We start from the raw sequence: 17,465 nt of genomic DNA on the forward strand, positions 1-17,465 counted from the left end.
TTATATGTTAAGATTTGGTTAACATTAGATGAATAAGGAAGTTTTTATGGATACATATATCTATGCTAGACAAAATACTAAAACGCGAATCTTAATAGCTGCCTCGCGAGTATTCGCAGAAAAAGGTTACGAAAATACTACAGTACAAGATATTTGCACTGCATGCGATGCCAATATCGCTGCTGTGAACTACCACTACAAAAGTAAAGAAAACCTTTACAGAACAGCTTGGACTCATTTGTATAAATATAATGAAGAAGCTAACAAAGAACTTTTCAGAGATGACTTAGACCCCGAGCTTCAGCTCCATCATTTTGTTAGGAATCGCATTAAATCAAGCCTAGATGACGGCGAATTAGGCTACCTCTCAAAACTGATCTCATACGAACTTAATAGCCCTAGTTCTAGTTATGATTTTTTATATGAAACATACATAGAAGAACGCTGTAATTGGATCATTAATTTAGTGAATCGCCTTTCAGGAAAACAGCTATCTGAAACTAGTCTTTCCCAGATTTTCTTTTTCATTAACAGCCCTATCATTCGTCTTAATGACCAATTGAATGATAAGAAGCAAACAAAATCACCGAGTGATTTCTGCAATGATGAGATGATTGAAAATATGTATAATTATATCTTGGGTGGTATCAAACAAATTTGTACTAAAAAAGTAAGCTAATTACTTTTTAATTTCATCCAAATGACGCGACAGTTTTTTTAGAGCTTTATGCTGAATCTGTCTAACACGCTCTCGTGTTCGTCCAATTAATTCGCTAATTTCATCAAGTGTGTGTTGCTCTCCACCATCTAAACCATAGCGCATATTAATAATGAGCCTTTCTCGCTCAGTTAAATACTTTTCTACACATTCTTCGAGAAGGTTTTTCACATCTCGATCGTTCATTTCTCCACCAGGTAACACTGCCATCAAATCTGGAAGCATATCTTCTAGCACTCCACCCTCGCCATCTTTTAAACTTGTACTCAAAGAAATTGTTGGTGAGGTAGCTGCCACAGTTAAATTGTGAACAGATCGTTGTGACATGTCTGCGGCTTCAGCTATTTCTTTCTCACTAGGAACACGACCTAATTCTTCCGCTAAACTCATGGCAACACGCTGAATCTTATACATTTTGACTGCCGACTGAACAGGAATGCGAATCACGCGGCTCTGCTCGGCAACACAACGGCGGATTGCTTGTTTTATCCACCATGCTCCATAAGAAGAAAATTTCGCTCCCATCCCAGGTTTAAATTTCTCTACCGCTTTCATTAAGCCTATATTGCCCTCAGAAATTAAGTCCGCTAAAGGAACCCCTAAAGATTTAAAGTCATGGGCAATTTTCACTACCAAACGCAAGTTACCAACTATCAATTGTTCGCGAGCAGTTTCGGAACCATTGTTAATTAATTCTGCTAATTCAATTTCATCATCACGACTGATTAAAGGTAATTCTGCTATATTTTTCATATAGCTTCGCACACTCTCGTCAATAAAATACATAATTAGCCTTATTTTAGTTGTTGTAGAAGCATCTCCATTTCTTGCTTTGGCATTAGCTCGCCTTTTTCATGTGCAATCGCTATACCTTTAACTAGAATATCTTGAGCTTCTTGCTGTCTCTCCAATAGTATATATGCTCGAGCAAGCAAAGTACAGCAAACTGAATAATCTCTTTTAATCTGAAGGCATTTTTCTAAAAATTTAATGGCAGTTTCTGCTTGCTTGAGTTCTAAAGCAATTTTCCCAAGTCCAAAATTTGCAGCTAAATCATCTGCATCAATTTCCAAGACTTCATAGAACATTTTTTGGCGCCTTTCACGCTCTACTTGAGCAGCTTTTTCAATATCAGCATCATTAATCCTCTGCTTTCTTTTGGCCGCTGCTAAACGGAAAGTTGCTAAAGTACCCTCTTGTTTTTCCGCTTCGGCTTCTTCTATCATGCCCTTTTTCATATAAAAAACAGAAAGGTTGGTGTAAGCCATCACAGTGTCTGGGCTAAGTTCTTTTAAGCGCTTCATCAATTCTATTGCTTCATCAAAGCGTTCATGACGTGACAACAAAACGCCTAGAGCTTCATAAGCATCTTGATTCGTAGGATCTAAATATAGAGCACGCTTTAGCAGAGGTTCTGCGGCAATATCTTGAACTTCATCGGATTGAGCAAATAATTCTAAGGCTTTATGGTAGCAGTCTTTCGATAATTCAATCGTATTCAATTCTTGCACTGGAGGCAAAGAGCGAACTTCTGCTGAGTACTCATTACATTCATTATCAATAAATTTTATTACACTTCCAGGCTGTCTAAATTTTTTATTAAGATAGACATAAAAAATATGTTTGTTGAGGGCTGGCGACCAGGTTTGACTTTTGTACTTACCAATTTTATTACCTTCGATAGTAGACAGTATATCATCAACATTCAGTCCAATAGGAACTTCGCTTAAAACTAAAGCAGAAAGATAACGATTCACATTGCCCCTATACTTAACACGAGCCACAATTTCTTGCCCCGTGAAACAGCCTTTTGTATAGGATACACAATTCAATTGTAAACCTGTTTCCGGCAGTAAAGTACTTTGGTCATAATCTTTATTCATCAATGGAAAACCCGACTCCATACGCAAAGCCGTAAATGTTTCATCAAGCATATTCAAATTTAGCTGACCGCTCATTTCTTCAGTACTTATCAGAATGGAGCTATCTATACCGAGCATACCTGTACTCGCAAGTAAATGCTGATCCGCTTCGTATATCTTATCTGCCTCGTATTGAATAATCTTCATATTTAAAAGCAACTCTGACTCAGGACCAAAATTCAACAAGTGATATATTTTATGATCTGAGCATATTGTCAATTGAGCATCTTCCATGATGATATGCTTATCTAAATGCTCTTTAACATCATGAACAACCGAACTGGAACAAATTAGATAAAATAAATTCATTCCTCTCTTCAATAAAATATGATGCGAAATCACTTTTCCTTGTGGACTTAGCAAAGAAGATAATTGCACACTTTCATCATTTAACTGCTTAACATCGCTAGTACTTTGTCCCTGAAGAACTGCTTGAGCATCTTCGCCAGAAACCTGTAATAGTGAGAATTCTTTTAATTCGTAGTATGATTGCTCATCTTTAGATCTTTTATAATTATCAAGCCAAGTCATTATTCATTTTATCTAGGTTAAATTTATGTTCCGTTTCACGACTATACATGCTTATCTCAATCTCACTCTCCAATTTTAAAAAACAGTAATTAGAATGAGATATAATCTTACACCTATGATCGGAAGTCATGAAGTTAGGGTCATCGGAATGAGTATTATAAAAAGAGAAGCCCGAGCGTGCTAGTAGAGTTAATGGTGGCTTATTCTTCAATGGACTCACCACTAATTGAAGAATTTTTACATGAGCTAAATCGACTCGTCTTATAAATGAGTAATGAACATCTCCTGATATAATGAGAATGCGATTGGCACCACATCTTGATAAGCACTCTTCTAAAGTATTTAATGAGATAAGTTCCTCACTGTTCAATTCCGCTGCATGCCAACCTTCGCGATCAATCAAAGGCACTGAAGAAGGCAAGAAAGCTAGGTTCGATTGGAGTTTCTCAATATGTTCATAACCATAGATTGGTGATGGACTAATGATGACCAAATCTTCACCTAGATCTTCTCTAAACATACTCTTAAGCTTGTCTACTCTCATCATCCCTGCAGGAAGTTTTGAATCACGTCCCCCTAATCGAAAATTTCTTGTATCAAAAAAAAGAAAACTTTTCTTAGCAATCTTTAACTTATTTGACCAATCTGCTTCTGAGACAACACGGCTCATCAAATCAAAATCGTCTGCGCTATTACTTGAAATATATTTCAATACCAAGTCTTCATAGTCACTGGACTCAAGGTAATTACCCATCAATTGAAATAGATAGCCTGCAGCACAAGCATTAGCAAGAATTTCAACCGCACCATTATCTAGCTTAGCGGACCAATACTCATTAATTTTGAAGTCATCACTTATGTCGTGATCATCCATTTGCATATACACTGGGACATTGGCAAAAACTTTGGCAATGTTCTGCATATCTTCTTTATCAACTATTTGATCTCCATCTTCCCATAATTCATAACTCCAAGAAAGCAGGTACAAAATTATAAGCTCACCAAAGCTGAGTAAGTGATTCTTTGATTTTGCACTTGTTAAACCCAGGGATTGACAGAGCTTCTTTCTATCTTTTATGTTGAACTTTTCTGGTAAAGTTAGTGCGTACTTATCGCTTAAAGACTTAATCTTCAATAATAAGTCTTCACTTAAATCATCCGCATAGATTTGATCTCCTGTCAGAATCAACATTTGTGGCCTCATTTCTGGCCGATCAAATTGATCTATCATTTTCGCTAGATAATCATCTTCACAAGATGATAAATTACGACACGAGCCAGTCAAAATTCTTTCAGCACCGAATTCGAAGGATGGCAACTGTACACTTTCACCAAGTCCTAAACCTAAGTCTTTTATTATACTATTCTGTTTATATGACACATCGTAATGATACAAGCACTTAGATTCCATACTTAACTTGGCTCTAATTAAGTAAAAATATATCTTCTCTGCTATTTTGATTTTACGAATATCGCAAACTAGATCCAAAGTCTTCTCTTCTCTATATACAGTTAACTCTAGATCTCTATCTTCCTCTAGAATAATTTGTACTGCAATACCACTCTCTTCAACTCGCCGTAAATGCGGCCCTGACAAAACTCGACACATATAATATCACCCTATAAAATCCTCATAAAAGGTAATAAAGTCTGTTAATAAATCAATATGAAAGGGGGGGGGGATACAAAAAAGAAGACTGCTACTTACACTTGGGGGAGGATAGGAGGTATGGAGGATAGGAGGTAAGCATAAGTAACAGTCTGTATAAAGACTATGATCCTTAACTTAATTTTAACAAGTTGTTTTAAGAACTTTTGTTAATATTTTATTAAGTTCTATACAATCCAGTATAGCTATGAGCGCAAAAAAAAGATCGTTGCCTATGTAAATGGAGGGGAGGTATGGAGGAAAGGAGGATACATAGACAACGACCTAATACTAAATTAACTACAGGCGATCTATTTACAAGAGTCTTGAATAAAAAAAATTAAGGTTTTATTAAAATGGCTATTTAAATCTGAACTCGAACACCACTCTCATCGAGTAATCGCAAAGCCCAAAATTCGAACTCTAACCATTTCTGCTGAGACAAAGAAGGTAAGGACTGACGTGACTCTGCAGACTGTTCAAGTCTACGAAGGAACTCCTGTTGTACCGCAGAAAAGTTGGATAAATCAGGCAATGCGCCAAAGTCTTGAAGGAAATTAATAAAAAGACAGACTCTCCAGGCCAAGTATTCACCCTCGTTTAAAAAGTCTTCCATTGCTTGTAGACACGTTTTAAACGATAAAGGACATGCATGATTTTGATTTGTAATCTGCAGTACAGTTTGCGCCAGATCACAAGCTTTTTGAAAATTTTCATAAGACTCGGATAGCTGATCATAACTATGAAGGATTTCTATCACTTCACCTTTATACAAGCTATTCTCATCGAGCTGTAAAGTAGTTTTATTCAACTGTTTTTCTAAACGCACTCTCATGACCCGAAAGAGCCCAGGCTCATAAAAGTCTTTACTGCGTTTAAATACGAACACTAATCTTCCCATATCAGGAGAGAGTGCCCAAACTAGGTAGTCCCTACCCTTTCCGGCCTCTACCTTTAGAATGATAATAATTGTTTCCATAAACAAAAAAACCGCTGGGTCAGACCCAGCGGTTAAAAGCTTATACTAAAAGGAGCTTACGCTTCTTTTGTATCTTCTGAAGTTTCTTCAGCAGGTGCATCTTCTGCAACTACTTCTTCCGCTTCTTCAGCTGCTTCAAAGTTGGGTTCAAAACCAACGAGCTCAACTAATGCTAGTTCAGCATTATCACCGCGACGCTTACCGATACGGAGTACACGAGTGTAACCACCATTACGGTCTTTGAATGTTGGGGCAATGTTATCGAAAAGCTCTCTAACAGCATCCAAATCACGGATAGCTGAAATAGCTTGACGACGTTGGTGAAGATCACCAGCTTTAGCTAATGTAATCATTTTAGAAGCTTGACGGCTTAATTCTTTAGCTTTAACTACGGTAGTTTTGATACGACCGTGAGTAAAAAGGCTAGAGAGCATATTTGCCATCATGCATTTACGGTGACTATTAGTACGACCAATCTTGAAAACTTTCTTTCTATGACGCATCGGACTTCATCTCCTCTTTTTCGAGTTTCTTGTTGAAAGCCACACGAACTTCATCTTTAAGTTTCATGTTGAGGGTAATTCCCATCTCGAGCATTTTGTCTTTAATTTCATCGAGTGACTTTTTACCAAAGTTCCTGTATTTAAGCATTTCTGATTCACTTTTCTGAATCAATTCGCCGAGGTACTTAATTTCTGCATTTCTTAAGCAGTTCTGAGCACGTACGCTGAGTTCTACTGAAGTTACAGGGATGAGCATTTTACTAAGAATAGCTTCGTCTTCTGGAGTTTGGATAAGGTTAGCTGTGCTATCTTCTGGATTATCGTCTGTGAATACACAGAGGTGATCGCGAAGGATAATAGCAGACTTTCTAAGTGCATCTTCTGGTGAGATACGACCATCTGTCCAAATTTCCAATTCGAGTTTATCATAGTCAGTCATTTGACCAACGCGTGTGTCTGAAACATCATAACTTACACGCTCAATAGGACTGAATAATGAGTCAACAGGAATGAGACCAATTGGTGCTTCTGAAGGCTTATTATCATCAGCAGACTTCCAGCCACGGCCAGAAGCTACTTCGAATTCTATTCTAAGCGGGGTATCTTTGTCCAAAGTGCAAATATACTGTTCAGGGTTAACTACTTGAGTTACACCGTCAGTAACAATATCTGCAGCAGTAACTGGGCCCTTCGTATTAGCACGAAGTTCAAGTTTGCGAGGAAGGTCACCCTCTGCAGTAAAACGGACATTTTTGAAGTTTAGTACAATTTCAGTAACATCTTCCACAACATCTGCTGCTTGAGCATATTCGTGAAGAACGCCGTCAATCTTGATCCAAGTAACTGCTACGCCTTCTAAAGAGTGCAAGAGTACACGTCTAAGGCCGTTGCCTAAAGTGTGTCCGAAGCCTTTCTCGAATGGTTCTGCGATAAATTTACCGTACTTTTCAGTAGCTGTAGCTTCGTCTAAAACCATGTTTTGAGGCATAGCAAATTGTGCTTGTGTAGAGCCCATAAAGATCTCCAATTAATAATATTATTTTGAGTAAAGTTCTACGACCATCAATTCGTCTGCAACAGAAGGAATTTCTTCGCGTTCTGGAAGACGTACGATTTCGCCTTTAAGTTCGTCTTTGATAAGACTAACCCATTCAGGAGTCTCGCCACGAGCACCATCAAGGTGTCTTTGTACAAGAGCTTTTGAACGTGATGAATCTTTAAGAGTTACAACATCACCAGGGCGAACACTGTATGAAGGAATATTGCAACGACGACCATTGATACGAATATGACCATGACCAACGAGTTGACGAGCAGCTGAACGAGTAGGTGCGAAACCTAAACGGTAAACAACATTGTCAAGACGTGCTTCAAGAAGAACCATTAAGTTGTTACCAGTAACACCACTGAGCTTTGCAGCACGGTCGAAAGTGATACGGAACTGTTTTTCTCTGAGGCCGTAAGTGATTTTAAGCTTCTGCTTTTCAACGAGCTGCTTACCGTATTCAGAAAGTTTCTTTCTTGCAGCGTTAGCACCGTGAACACCAGGAGGATTTGGGCGCTTTGCTAAAACTTTGTCATACTTCATGTTGCCGAAGAGGTTAACACCAAAGCGACGGCAGATTTTACCTTTATTTCCGGAATATTTACCCATGTGGATTAAACCCTTCTTCTCTTAGGTGGACGACAACCATTATGAGGAATGGGAGTTACGTCTTTAATTAAACTAATGTCAAGACCAGCTGCACTAACACCACGAACCGCAGATTCGCGACCAGCACCTGGGCCTTTAACTCTAACTTCAACTTCACGCATACCGTAAGTCATTGCACGCTTAGAAGCTTCTGTAGCTACTAGTTGAGCAGCGTAAGCTGTGCTCTTTCTAGAACCTTTGAAACCCATTTTACCTGCTGATGACCAAGCAAGAACATTGCCGTGTACATCTGAAATTGATACTTTAGTATTGTTGAATGTTGCAACAACGTGGACAATGCCATTTGTTACGTTTACTGGAGTGCGGCCTTTCGCACCCTTCTTTCTTGTGACCTGCTTAAGCTGAATTGCATTCGGGTCATCTTCTAAAAAATCTGCCATAATATATTTTCCTAAAGGAGATTATTTCATTTGGTTACGTGCTGATTTGTCACGTACCGCACCGATAGTCTTCTTCTTACCCTTTCTAGTACGAGCATTTGTCTTAGTTCTCTGACCACGACAAGGAAGACTTTGTTTGTGACGGCGACCGCGATAGCAGTTAACCGCTTGAAGACGACGAACAGAAAGAGCTAACTGTCTTCTGAGATCACCTTCAACTTCATAAGTTGAATCTAACAATTTAGTGATTGCAGAAATGTCAGCATCGTTTAGCTCTGATGCACGCTTATCTGGATCAATTTTTGCTTTATCTAAGATCTCGAGGGCAGTAGCTGCACCGATTCCGTAGATATACGTAAGAGAGATCTTAATTTTTTTGTTTGTCGGTAGATCGACACCCATAATTCTTGGCATAATAATTACCCTTGTCTCTGTTTGTGTCTAGGGTTCTTGCTGCAGATCACTCTGACAATACCCTCACGTTTGATAACGCGGCAATGCTCACACATTTTTTTTACTGAAGCTCTAACTTTCATTTTAAAATCCTAAAAATTTTACTCTGTGTTGGATTTGTTTACACAAGTCCTAAATTAATATACATAAAACCTAAATAATGAGCGCATATAATAGCCGAAGCTATGCACTTGTCAAAACAAGCTGAGGAAAAAAGTTAGATACTCTTTTTTTCTTAACTCTAAAGACATTTATCATGGCTTTATCTATGTCTAGATCTTGCGGGGAATGGAATGGGTGCAACATTAGGCGAACTAATTAATTAAACAAGCCATTCAAAATATTTTTTATGCAAAATTTTACTTTCCTCAATAATCAGCTTATTTCTACGCTCACCGATGAGTATCACACCCCCTTCTACGTCTACTCTCAAAAAGAGATTGAAAAACAGTGTCAAGCTATCTTAGCCATCCCAGCTCCCTTTGGTTTAACTGCGCGCTATGCCATCAAAGCCAACCCTAACACAGCCATATTAAAGATAATTGAAAATACCGGCTTTCACTTTGACGCCTCTAGTGAATACGAGGTCATACGCTGTTTAAAAGCTGGCATTGCCGCTGATAAAATTCAGCTCACTTCTCAAGAGATGAGCTCTGAGCATTTAGAACTCATTATCAAAGAAGGTGTACGCTTCAACGCTTGCTCTCTCGAACAACTGCGTCGCTATGCCGCTCTAGCTCCTCGCAATAGCGAGATCTCGATTCGCATCAACCCAGGCCTAGGATCAGGATCTAGCCGCAAAACAAATGTTGGCGGCCCCTCTTCCTCTTTTGGTATATGGTATGAACAAGTCGAAGAAGTAAAAGCTCTTGCCGAAGAATGCGGACTACGCATAACTCGCCTCCACTCACATGTTGGCTCTGGTGCCGACCCCGCTGTTTGGGAACGCGCTGCCAGCCTAACCCTAGCTGTCGCTCGCCAACTTCCCGAAGTGAAGACACTTAACCTTGGCGGAGGCTTCAAAGTGGCCCGTCATGCTGGAGAAGTTTCCACTTCCATAGAAGCCGTTGGCCAAACTGTTGCCGACGTACTCAAAAAAGAAGCTGAAGAAACTGGCCGTAACTACCATCTCGAACTTGAACCCGGCACCTTCCTAGTCGCCAATGCCGGGTCACTGGTCTGCTCAATTGATGACATCACCCACACAGGCGACGACGGCTATACTTTCCTCAAAATTAACGCCGGGATGGATATGCTTACGCGACCCGCTCTCTACGCTGCTCACCACCCATGTATTCCTGTTAGTGACTCTGACGAACAAGTTGAATATGTTATCACTGGCCACTGCTGTGAAAGTGGTGACTTGTTCTCGGTTTCTGCTGACGACACTCTTGAGCCCCGCCTCCTACCCAAGAGCAACATTGGCGACACCGTCATAATCGAAGGAGCAGGAGCCTATTGTGCATCCATGTCTTTAAAGAACTATAACTCTTTCCCTCAGGTCGCCGAGTTAATTCTAGACCACGAAGATAAGGCTCACATCATCAAAAAGCGTGAGACAATGGAACAGATATTAGTCAACGAAGTTCTACCCTCATACCTTTAGTTCACAAATGTTTCTCGTGAACGCTTCTACTTAAAAAATAGGGAGCCCATACACAACAGGCAAATAAACCTCGAAAGAGCTCTTTGCCTGTTTACATCAATCATCTGCACAGCTTCTCAAAGTAATTAATAATGTTTAAAACCACAGAAGCTTTTCAATGGAGTTCACATGAAAATACTTATTCTGCTTTTTTGCTTACCACTAATCTGTCTCGGGAACCCCTCCTCTGACTCTTTTCCTAATGCTTTATTCAAAATCAAAACCCCACCAGCTCCATCAAAGTCTTTTGAAAAATTTGACCTAAGCCAACACAATGAAGAATTTCTTGCGAATACCGCAAGCCGCCACGCCGACAAAGGCAGGTTCGAACTTGCAATTCAGTTTCAATACTGGGCCACACAAGCCAAGCCCGAAGACGGCCTCTATGAACTCGCTTGCTACTACTCCTTAAATAACGACACAGATGCTGCAGTCTATTATTTACAAAAAGCGGCTATTAGTGAAGGAGTTTATTACAGCTTTGCCCTAGAGGACCGACAACTCATCCCCGTCATGAATTCAAAATACTGGGACAAACTCAGGCCTTGGCTAAAATCTTGCTCAGATGTTTGGACAAAAAGTTCACACTGTCGCATTTTAAGCATTGTACCTAATGAGGGACGCTCAAAGGCGATACTTATTGGTTTTCATGGCTATGGATCTAAACCCGAAGATTTCGCCAGCTCCGACGATCAAGATTTTGCGAATAAACATCAAGTTACTTTCATTGGAATCAGCGCCTCTATTCCGTTTGAAAGGGATTCATTCATGTGGTCCGAGAATATAGCCAAGGACTATACTCACATCAAAAGATTATTAAAAACAAAAGGGCTTGACTTAAACAAAGAGAAACGCCCAGTGATCCTCATAGGGTTTTCACAGGGCGCACAGTTATCTACTGAGCTTTTAGCAAGGCACCCAAAACTCTTTCATGGAATCATCACTCTATGCCCTGGCTCAAAAAACGGCTCTCAGTTAAATCAAATTAAAACAACACCAAAGCTTAAAGGCAAAAAAGCCATCATCATTTGCGGTGCCGATGAGCACGCAGGCAACCTCGCCCTTAGCAAAGCTAACTACACATGGCTACGTAATCAGGGTGCTCAAGTACGCTACAGCAAAATTAACGGCATGGGTCATAGTTTTCCACCAAATTACTACCAAGAACTTGAGAACTATTTAGAATTCATTCTTGAATAAAACATATAAATTGATCAATAATTTTATCACAAAACCTCACTATCTTGTCACCTAAATTCATACTCGGTGTATAAAACGTATAACCTTCCACACAAAAAGGATCTAATACATGTACAAAACAATCTTATTGCTATTCCTTGCTCTTGGACTTAATGCTCAGGACAAACCTAACATCCTCTGGCTCACCAGTGAAGATAATAATATCAACTGGATTGGGGCCTACGGCAATCCACATGCAGATACACCTCACATTGACCAACTTGCAAAAGAAGGTTTTTTATATACTCAAACCTATGCAAACGCTCCTGTCTGTGCCCCTTCAAGATCCACATGGATTACCGGTGTACTTGCCCTATCTATGGGGACTCACCCCATGAGAAGCCGATATGAAATACCACATGATCGAATTAAATACTACCCTGACCTTCTCAAACAAGCAGGCTACTATTGTTCCAATGTCACTAAGACAGATTATAACATTGGTGGACGCAACGATAAGGATTGTTGGGATTCGAATAAACTCAACTGGAAAACGCTCAAAGAAAAACAACCCTTTTTCCAAGTTCTTAATAGTACTAAGTCACATGAATCTAAAGCTTTTGGTGACGTCACAAAATCCACTCGTGACCCAAAAAATGTCTCTTTAGCCAAATACCACCCCGACATTTTAACCATCCGACAAAACTACAACCATTATCACGATGCCGTAAAAAAAATGGATGCTGATATTGGCAAAGCTCTAAAAGAATTAAAGGATAACGGCCTAGCTGATAATACGATTGTTATATATAATTCAGACCATGGCGGAGTTCTTCCACGTAGTAAACGTTTTCTATTTAATAGTGGTACTCATTGCCCCCTCATCATCCGTATTCCCGATAAATATAAACACCTATGGCCTGCGACAAGCACCAATTCAAAAGTCGATCAACTCGTTAGTTTTGTTGACATGACCAAGACTTGGTTAAGTCTTTCTGGAGCCCCGACACCCGATTATTTACAAGGCAGAGTTTTTCTTGGAGAAAATAAAGAAACTGAACGACCTTATCATTTCAGTTTCCGAACTCGTATGGATGAACGCTGCGATAATGTTCGCGCCATTCGCAATAAACAATTCCTCTACATCCGCAATTACATGCCTTATGCTCCATGGGGACAAAAACTAACTTACCTTTGGAAAATGAAAGCCACACAAGCATGGGATAGCTACAACAAAGAAAACAAAACCACCGATATAACTGGGCGCTTTTTCCAAACGAAACCCATGGAAGAGCTCTACGATACGAGTAGAGATCCAGACAACATTAATAACCTTATTAATCAACCCGAATATAAAGAAGTGATTCAAGAGCTCCGTACGGCGATGACGAATCAGCAAAAAGCCATCTATGATGCTGGAATGTTACCAGAAAGTGAACTTGTAGAAAAAGCCGCAAAAGAGAACATCACTATTTATGATTATGTGCGCGATCCGAAGCTTTATAATCTCCATGCTTATTTAAAAACATCTGAACTCGCACTAAAAAATGACCCTCTCAATTTAGATGCTCTTACACAGAAACTAAAAGACAGCGATTCAGGAGTACGTTACTGGGCCACAGTTGGTCTTTTCAACCTACAGGAGCAAATCGCGGTTGACGCAAAAATCATTCAGCCCCTACTCCTGGATGAATCACATCACGTTCGCATTATGGCCGCATGGATGTTCTATAAAAATGGTGATAAAACCACTGCTCGCAAGACATGGAAGCAATTACTAAGAGAGAGCTCTTATGCCTCACTTAAAATATTCAATATCATTGATTGGATCAAAGACGACCCAAGCCTTTATCTTGAATCTATGAAGGCCTGTGAATATAGTCACGGTAATTACGTCAATCGCATGAAAGAACAATTTGGTATCAAGACCAAGAACAAAGGTAAGACACTCTAAACAAGTCTTTTCTTATAAGCGTAAATATACGCTACAACCAACATAAAAGGCCGAGTACTCCCCTGGATCTTGATACCACAGGGAGTAACCTGCTTGTGTTTTAAAAAACACATCTGTTTGTAAACCCATTAAAAACTGCGCGCTGACATCCCCTCCAGGTTCAAAACTATTCATGTCTTCATCTCGATGTATACCTAAAGCAAGGTTTGCATTCACTTGCTTTGTCTCATCAATTTCATACTGACCCCATAACATCATGGTGTAACGTTGATAAAAACCGGGGTCATAATAGCCATGATCTTCCTCGTCATTATCAAAACCATAAAACAATGCCATTGGTCCAATATCTAGGTCATATTTTAGACGCCTCAACAAAGGCTGACTATGACTCGCCACTAAACGATAGCGCCCATTCCCATCTGACAAATCATCATACCCCATACTGAAACGTACAAAATGTTCGAGTTTATATTGACTCGTAAAGCCCGTTTCATAGCTATTGTTACGAATATTTAAGGATACACTTCTAGGTGAAATATCAAAATATCGGCGACGATAACTTATATAGCTAGATAATTGATCATTAATCCGTAGATACCCTCGTAAATCAGCAATCATCAAATGATCCTCTTCATGATAACTATAACCACCGCCCGCAGTAAGTTTAAAATCTCTTTCTACTTGGTAAGTCCCACTTAAAATATATCGATAAATATCAATACTCTTTTCACCATCTTCACGTGTGAATTCAGTTTTACGTGAAGCTTGTAGATAAGTATGCTCATGATCTAGTTTTAAAGTCAACTCGGGAGACACAACCGTCCTCCATCCTACTCGATCATCAAAACGGATCAACTCATCACTATCTCGAGTATACTGAGCATCAAATTCTGGACCGGATTGACCATCTAATTTTTCTGCATTTTTCAAGTATTTAAGTTCTACTTCATGCTCTGGAAGATTGATTCCCTGTAAGGTCAAACTCGCGTCGGATTTATACCCCGCTTGACGGTAGGCAACTGCTTTTGAATACATGGCTTGAAATTTATCCTGCTCTTCAGAGCCTAACTTTTCTAATTCCTTAAGGGAATGATCTGAGTACGATGCCCAAGCGTAAGTTCTAGCTTTCTCTAAGATCAACTCCACTTCATTTTCTTGCTCTTGGGGCGCCGCATTCAAGGTCTTGAGCGACTCATAATAGGCCCCTACCCAGCGCAAATAACGTGAATACTCTAAACGGTATTCAAGGTTATGGGGGGTTCTCTCTACTAGATCCCCCATAGAACGAATCGCTTCATCCAGGCGTCCTTCATTACTTAAATGCTTATAAAGCTTAAATTTAACCTCGTTATTATCCGGGTTTTTCTCAAGCAATTTCAAATAGCCCTCCCTTGCTTTATCCATGTGACCTGCCCACGCAGCTAACACGCAGTAATCTGTCATCAGCACTTCATTCTCGGAATCTAGATTCAAAGCTTGTTCACAAATTCGGAATGCATTATCGGGCTCATTTAATGCCGAATAAGTTTGATATAACTTTTTGAGAAGCTCGGGGTTATCTTGCTCAAGATCTTTGGCTTTTAACAAAAGCTCCAATGCTTTATCAAAATCTTTTTGAACATTATAAATATCAGATAAACGCAAATGAATACTCACATCATCTGGCTTCATTCCTAAATACTTCTTATAATGATCAATGGCTAGATTGAACTTTTTATCAAACTCTGCATTCAAAGCTTTCTGTAAATGTTCATCTGCGCTTAATTTAGCTTCGTTTTTATTTTCACTAGGAAATTTAAAATCGGCTAAAGGGCTACCAGCCTTCACTTTGACTTGAGCATTTAATAAACTTGTAAAAAACAATAGTAAAACTGTTATTTTATAAGTCATTTTCGCCAATGCCTTTCTTTACCTATCCATATATCCTTGGCGAAGCGAAACATAACGACAATGTCAAAAAGCATTACCAAATAACGAATTGGTGTGATTAACAAAGCTTCAAAAAACATTTTAAGCCGTTTTCTTTTTATACAAAAAACTAAAATAGTTGTACTAATCAGCGCTTCCCCTAGCATAGTCAGTACCAAGGGCTCCCACATCTGGCCAAATATCAACACCAAAAAAACTATGGGGAAAGCCAATTTCTCACATAAACCAGTAAAAATAATAACACCTATATCACGACCATAGAGGTGTGTATACTCATGGCCTTCATCACCATGAGCTGTATCATCTAACTTAGGTTCTCTTTTCCCTTTCAAAGGATGACGTTTGGCAAATTTAAAAATTGAGTAAAGAAGGTTATCGAAATAATAACAACTTTGGAGAAAAGAAGACGACCACATCATTACTTGTTTGGGAACATCTTGTAACTCAGGTTCTAGTGTTCTTGCTTCCACATCAGACACATGAACATTCCTATAGCCCTCTTCAGCTAAAGCAAAGCCCAAAAATATATCTTCCGAGTCCGTTAAATCATCTCCGAGTATTGGCTCGTATTCGTTAAAGATCTCTTTTAAATATTTGCGTTTATAAGCAACTGCACAGCCAATGGGGTTCACGATTGAACCACAGTAATTCATTTCTGCCTGATAAATAAAACGTTGTAGAAACAGGCACATTACCTTGCGATAGCAATTGCTAATAAAACGACTGGCATGATGTATAACTCCTACAGACATCTCACCTTGAACATGATGATCAAGGCTGTACTTAGCCACATGTTCTTCCGATAAGTATTTCTTGCGCTTTCGAAAACTTTCTGGCAAGACCACACCACAGGAACTTGCCACATCATCATACTTATATAACTCTTGGATGACTCGTTCCAAATAAAACTTGGAACTTAATACTGTATCGCCATCTAATACAAACTCGACATCCGCATCACTGACACGGGCCTCATATTTCACTGCTGGAGTTTTTCCGACATGAGTCTCTCGAACCATCACCTCCAATTCCATCCCTACATCACGAGAAAAGCCTTTAGCGATCTCCACTGTTCGGTCATCACTATGATCATCAATTAAAAGCACCTTACGGAATTTGAAATTTTGTTCGTGAAGTGACTCAAGACAGAGTAAAATATTTCTTTCTTCATTATATGCCGGGATCAACACATCTACGACCGCCGTCTTATACCTCTCTGAAGTTACGCTTTGAGTATACTTTGCATTTCTTATATACCCGGCAATACAAATGAGTGTCGTTGGTGTCACTGTAAACCAAGGCATAAAAGCCATAAGAAAACCCTCTTTTTACTTAAAGATTACTTCTTCTGTATCAGTAAGATATAAGAGCGAATTATGAAAAGCAATTTTAAAAACTAGACTCATCACTTAAGCTTCATTATTCATTGATTCTTAATGTTTTTGTACATAAATCATTATTCAACAGGAACTAATATTGAGATAAAAAAAGCTAGGCACAAAAAAAGCCGGCGGTGAAGCCGGCTTTTTTAATCAGTGACTTAGAGTTCTACTGATTATAATGACGCTCTAATTCGCGATACACTGTATTCACTGAATCTTCAGCACCTACAACTAAGTAACGTCTTGCCGACACAGTATACTTTGAACTACGATTGGTCATCGGCTCAAACTTAATACTTACAGGTGTTTCAAAGAACTGAACATCCAATGTTAAAGTAGCGCTATCATCTGCTACGACTTTTCCACCGAACAATTGTATTGCCTGTGACCATGCTTCCTCAGCAGAATATGGTGCGTAATTATATTTAGACGCCTTCACAGAAGAGTACTCTCCTGGGTCACTTTGACATGACTGTGTTGCAAAGGCAAGGAATGACATAACGATGAGTAATTTGATTAATTTCATTT

The 17,465-nt window shown here is 39.2% G+C and carries 17 protein-coding genes; 4 read left to right on the forward strand and 13 right to left on the reverse strand.

Features of this window, described 5'->3' with window-relative positions; genetic code table 11:
• Nucleotides 1-46: 46 nt before the first annotated feature.
• A complete protein-coding gene (locus tag PQO01_RS17710) occupies nt 47-679 on the forward strand; it encodes a TetR/AcrR family transcriptional regulator (RefSeq protein WP_274315501.1) in 633 nt (210 codons plus the stop codon).
• On the opposite strand, the gene PQO01_RS17715 is transcribed toward PQO01_RS17710, so the two are convergent.
• The 10 genes from PQO01_RS17715 to rpmJ form a co-directional block, all read right to left on the reverse strand.
• Nucleotides 680-1,504, reverse strand: a complete 825-nt coding sequence (locus PQO01_RS17715) for a sigma-70 family RNA polymerase sigma factor (protein WP_274315502.1) — start codon at nt 1,502-1,504, stop codon at nt 680-682.
• Between the two features lie 8 nt (nt 1,505-1,512).
• A complete protein-coding gene (gene ygfZ / locus PQO01_RS17720; protein WP_274315503.1) occupies nt 1,513-3,171 on the reverse strand; it encodes a CAF17-like 4Fe-4S cluster assembly/insertion protein YgfZ in 1,659 nt (552 codons plus the stop codon).
• On the reverse strand, nt 3,158-4,780 hold the full coding sequence (locus PQO01_RS17725; RefSeq protein WP_274315504.1) for a metallophosphoesterase family protein: 1,623 nt from the start codon (nt 4,778-4,780) through the stop codon (nt 3,158-3,160). The genes ygfZ and PQO01_RS17725 overlap by 14 nt, the downstream gene beginning before the upstream one ends.
• A gap of 403 nt (nt 4,781-5,183) precedes the next feature.
• Entirely contained in the window at nt 5,184-5,798 is a 615-nt protein-coding gene (locus PQO01_RS17730; protein ID WP_274315505.1) for a hypothetical protein, read from the reverse strand.
• A gap of 56 nt (nt 5,799-5,854) precedes the next feature.
• Nucleotides 5,855-6,301: a 50S ribosomal protein L17 gene (gene rplQ / locus PQO01_RS17735; protein WP_274315506.1), complete on the reverse strand. Its 447-nt coding sequence runs from the start codon at nt 6,299-6,301 to the stop codon at nt 5,855-5,857.
• Nucleotides 6,291-7,316 (reverse strand): DNA-directed RNA polymerase subunit alpha, encoded by a 1,026-nt coding sequence (locus tag PQO01_RS17740; protein WP_274315507.1) that lies wholly within the window; start codon nt 7,314-7,316, stop codon nt 6,291-6,293. The genes rplQ and PQO01_RS17740 overlap by 11 nt, the downstream gene beginning before the upstream one ends.
• 21 nt (nt 7,317-7,337) lie before the next feature.
• Nucleotides 7,338-7,955, reverse strand: coding sequence for a 30S ribosomal protein S4 (gene rpsD / locus PQO01_RS17745; RefSeq protein WP_274315508.1), 618 nt, complete (start codon nt 7,953-7,955; stop codon nt 7,338-7,340).
• Nucleotides 7,956-7,960: 5 nt separating this feature from the next.
• Nucleotides 7,961-8,395, reverse strand: coding sequence for a 30S ribosomal protein S11 (gene rpsK, locus PQO01_RS17750; RefSeq protein ID WP_274315509.1), 435 nt, complete (start codon nt 8,393-8,395; stop codon nt 7,961-7,963).
• Nucleotides 8,396-8,416: 21 nt separating this feature from the next.
• On the reverse strand, nt 8,417-8,809 hold the full coding sequence (gene rpsM, locus PQO01_RS17755) for a 30S ribosomal protein S13 (protein WP_274315510.1): 393 nt from the start codon (nt 8,807-8,809) through the stop codon (nt 8,417-8,419).
• A 5-nt stretch (nt 8,810-8,814) separates the two neighbouring features.
• Nucleotides 8,815-8,931 carry a 50S ribosomal protein L36 gene (rpmJ, locus tag PQO01_RS17760; RefSeq protein ID WP_083800018.1) on the reverse strand — a complete coding sequence of 39 codons (117 nt, stop codon included), beginning with the start codon at nt 8,929-8,931 and terminating at the stop codon, nt 8,815-8,817.
• 266 nt (nt 8,932-9,197) lie between these two features.
• Between rpmJ and PQO01_RS17765 the strand changes: the two genes are divergently transcribed.
• From PQO01_RS17765 to PQO01_RS17775, 3 genes are all read left to right on the forward strand, one after another.
• Complete coding sequence (locus PQO01_RS17765; RefSeq protein ID WP_274315511.1) at nt 9,198-10,454, forward strand: diaminopimelate decarboxylase; 1,257 nt, start codon at nt 9,198-9,200, stop codon at nt 10,452-10,454.
• Nucleotides 10,455-10,622: 168 nt separating this feature from the next.
• Nucleotides 10,623-11,693 carry an alpha/beta hydrolase gene (locus tag PQO01_RS17770; RefSeq protein WP_274315512.1) on the forward strand — a complete coding sequence of 357 codons (1,071 nt, stop codon included), beginning with the start codon at nt 10,623-10,625 and terminating at the stop codon, nt 11,691-11,693.
• Nucleotides 11,694-11,802: 109 nt separating this feature from the next.
• The gene (locus PQO01_RS17775) at nt 11,803-13,626 is read left to right on the forward strand and encodes a sulfatase-like hydrolase/transferase (RefSeq protein ID WP_274315513.1); all 1,824 of its coding nucleotides are present in this window, start codon (nt 11,803-11,805) and stop codon (nt 13,624-13,626) included.
• 12 nt (nt 13,627-13,638) lie between these two features.
• Here PQO01_RS17775 and PQO01_RS17780 read toward each other — a convergent pair whose 3' ends face one another.
• The 3 genes from PQO01_RS17780 to PQO01_RS17790 form a co-directional block, all read right to left on the reverse strand.
• The gene (locus PQO01_RS17780) at nt 13,639-15,516 is read right to left on the reverse strand and encodes a tetratricopeptide repeat protein (RefSeq protein ID WP_274315514.1); all 1,878 of its coding nucleotides are present in this window, start codon (nt 15,514-15,516) and stop codon (nt 13,639-13,641) included.
• Nucleotides 15,513-16,868: a glycosyltransferase family 2 protein gene (locus PQO01_RS17785; protein ID WP_274315515.1), complete on the reverse strand. Its 1,356-nt coding sequence runs from the start codon at nt 16,866-16,868 to the stop codon at nt 15,513-15,515. The genes PQO01_RS17780 and PQO01_RS17785 overlap by 4 nt, the downstream gene beginning before the upstream one ends.
• A gap of 235 nt (nt 16,869-17,103) precedes the next feature.
• A complete protein-coding gene (locus PQO01_RS17790; RefSeq protein ID WP_274315516.1) occupies nt 17,104-17,463 on the reverse strand; it encodes a hypothetical protein in 360 nt (119 codons plus the stop codon).
• Between the last annotated feature and the right edge of the window lie 2 nt (nt 17,464-17,465).

The sequence above is a fragment of the Lentisphaera marina genome, from assembly GCF_028745505.1.
Classification (GTDB): domain Bacteria; phylum Verrucomicrobiota; class Lentisphaeria; order Lentisphaerales; family Lentisphaeraceae; genus Lentisphaera; species Lentisphaera marina.

Coding starts and splice junctions, on each gene's coding strand:
- PQO01_RS17710 (WP_274315501.1), top strand. CDS start 47: ATGGATACATATATCTATGCTAGACAAAATACTAAAACGCGAATCTTA.
- PQO01_RS17715 (WP_274315502.1), bottom strand. CDS start 1,504: ATGTATTTTATTGACGAGAGTGTGCGAAGCTATATGAAAAATATAGCA.
- ygfZ (WP_274315503.1), bottom strand. CDS start 3,171: ATGACTTGGCTTGATAATTATAAAAGATCTAAAGATGAGCAATCATAC.
- PQO01_RS17725 (WP_274315504.1), bottom strand. CDS start 4,780: ATGTGTCGAGTTTTGTCAGGGCCGCATTTACGGCGAGTTGAAGAGAGT.
- PQO01_RS17730 (WP_274315505.1), bottom strand. CDS start 5,798: ATGGAAACAATTATTATCATTCTAAAGGTAGAGGCCGGAAAGGGTAGG.
- rplQ (WP_274315506.1), bottom strand. CDS start 6,301: ATGCGTCATAGAAAGAAAGTTTTCAAGATTGGTCGTACTAATAGTCAC.
- PQO01_RS17740 (WP_274315507.1), bottom strand. CDS start 7,316: ATGGGCTCTACACAAGCACAATTTGCTATGCCTCAAAACATGGTTTTA.
- rpsD (WP_274315508.1), bottom strand. CDS start 7,955: ATGGGTAAATATTCCGGAAATAAAGGTAAAATCTGCCGTCGCTTTGGT.
- rpsK (WP_274315509.1), bottom strand. CDS start 8,395: ATGGCAGATTTTTTAGAAGATGACCCGAATGCAATTCAGCTTAAGCAG.
- rpsM (WP_274315510.1), bottom strand. CDS start 8,809: ATGCCAAGAATTATGGGTGTCGATCTACCGACAAACAAAAAAATTAAG.
- rpmJ (WP_083800018.1), bottom strand. CDS start 8,931: ATGAAAGTTAGAGCTTCAGTAAAAAAAATGTGTGAGCATTGCCGCGTT.
- PQO01_RS17765 (WP_274315511.1), top strand. CDS start 9,198: ATGCAAAATTTTACTTTCCTCAATAATCAGCTTATTTCTACGCTCACC.
- PQO01_RS17770 (WP_274315512.1), top strand. CDS start 10,623: ATGAAAATACTTATTCTGCTTTTTTGCTTACCACTAATCTGTCTCGGG.
- PQO01_RS17775 (WP_274315513.1), top strand. CDS start 11,803: ATGTACAAAACAATCTTATTGCTATTCCTTGCTCTTGGACTTAATGCT.
- PQO01_RS17780 (WP_274315514.1), bottom strand. CDS start 15,516: ATGACTTATAAAATAACAGTTTTACTATTGTTTTTTACAAGTTTATTA.
- PQO01_RS17785 (WP_274315515.1), bottom strand. CDS start 16,868: ATGGCTTTTATGCCTTGGTTTACAGTGACACCAACGACACTCATTTGT.
- PQO01_RS17790 (WP_274315516.1), bottom strand. CDS start 17,463: ATGAAATTAATCAAATTACTCATCGTTATGTCATTCCTTGCCTTTGCA.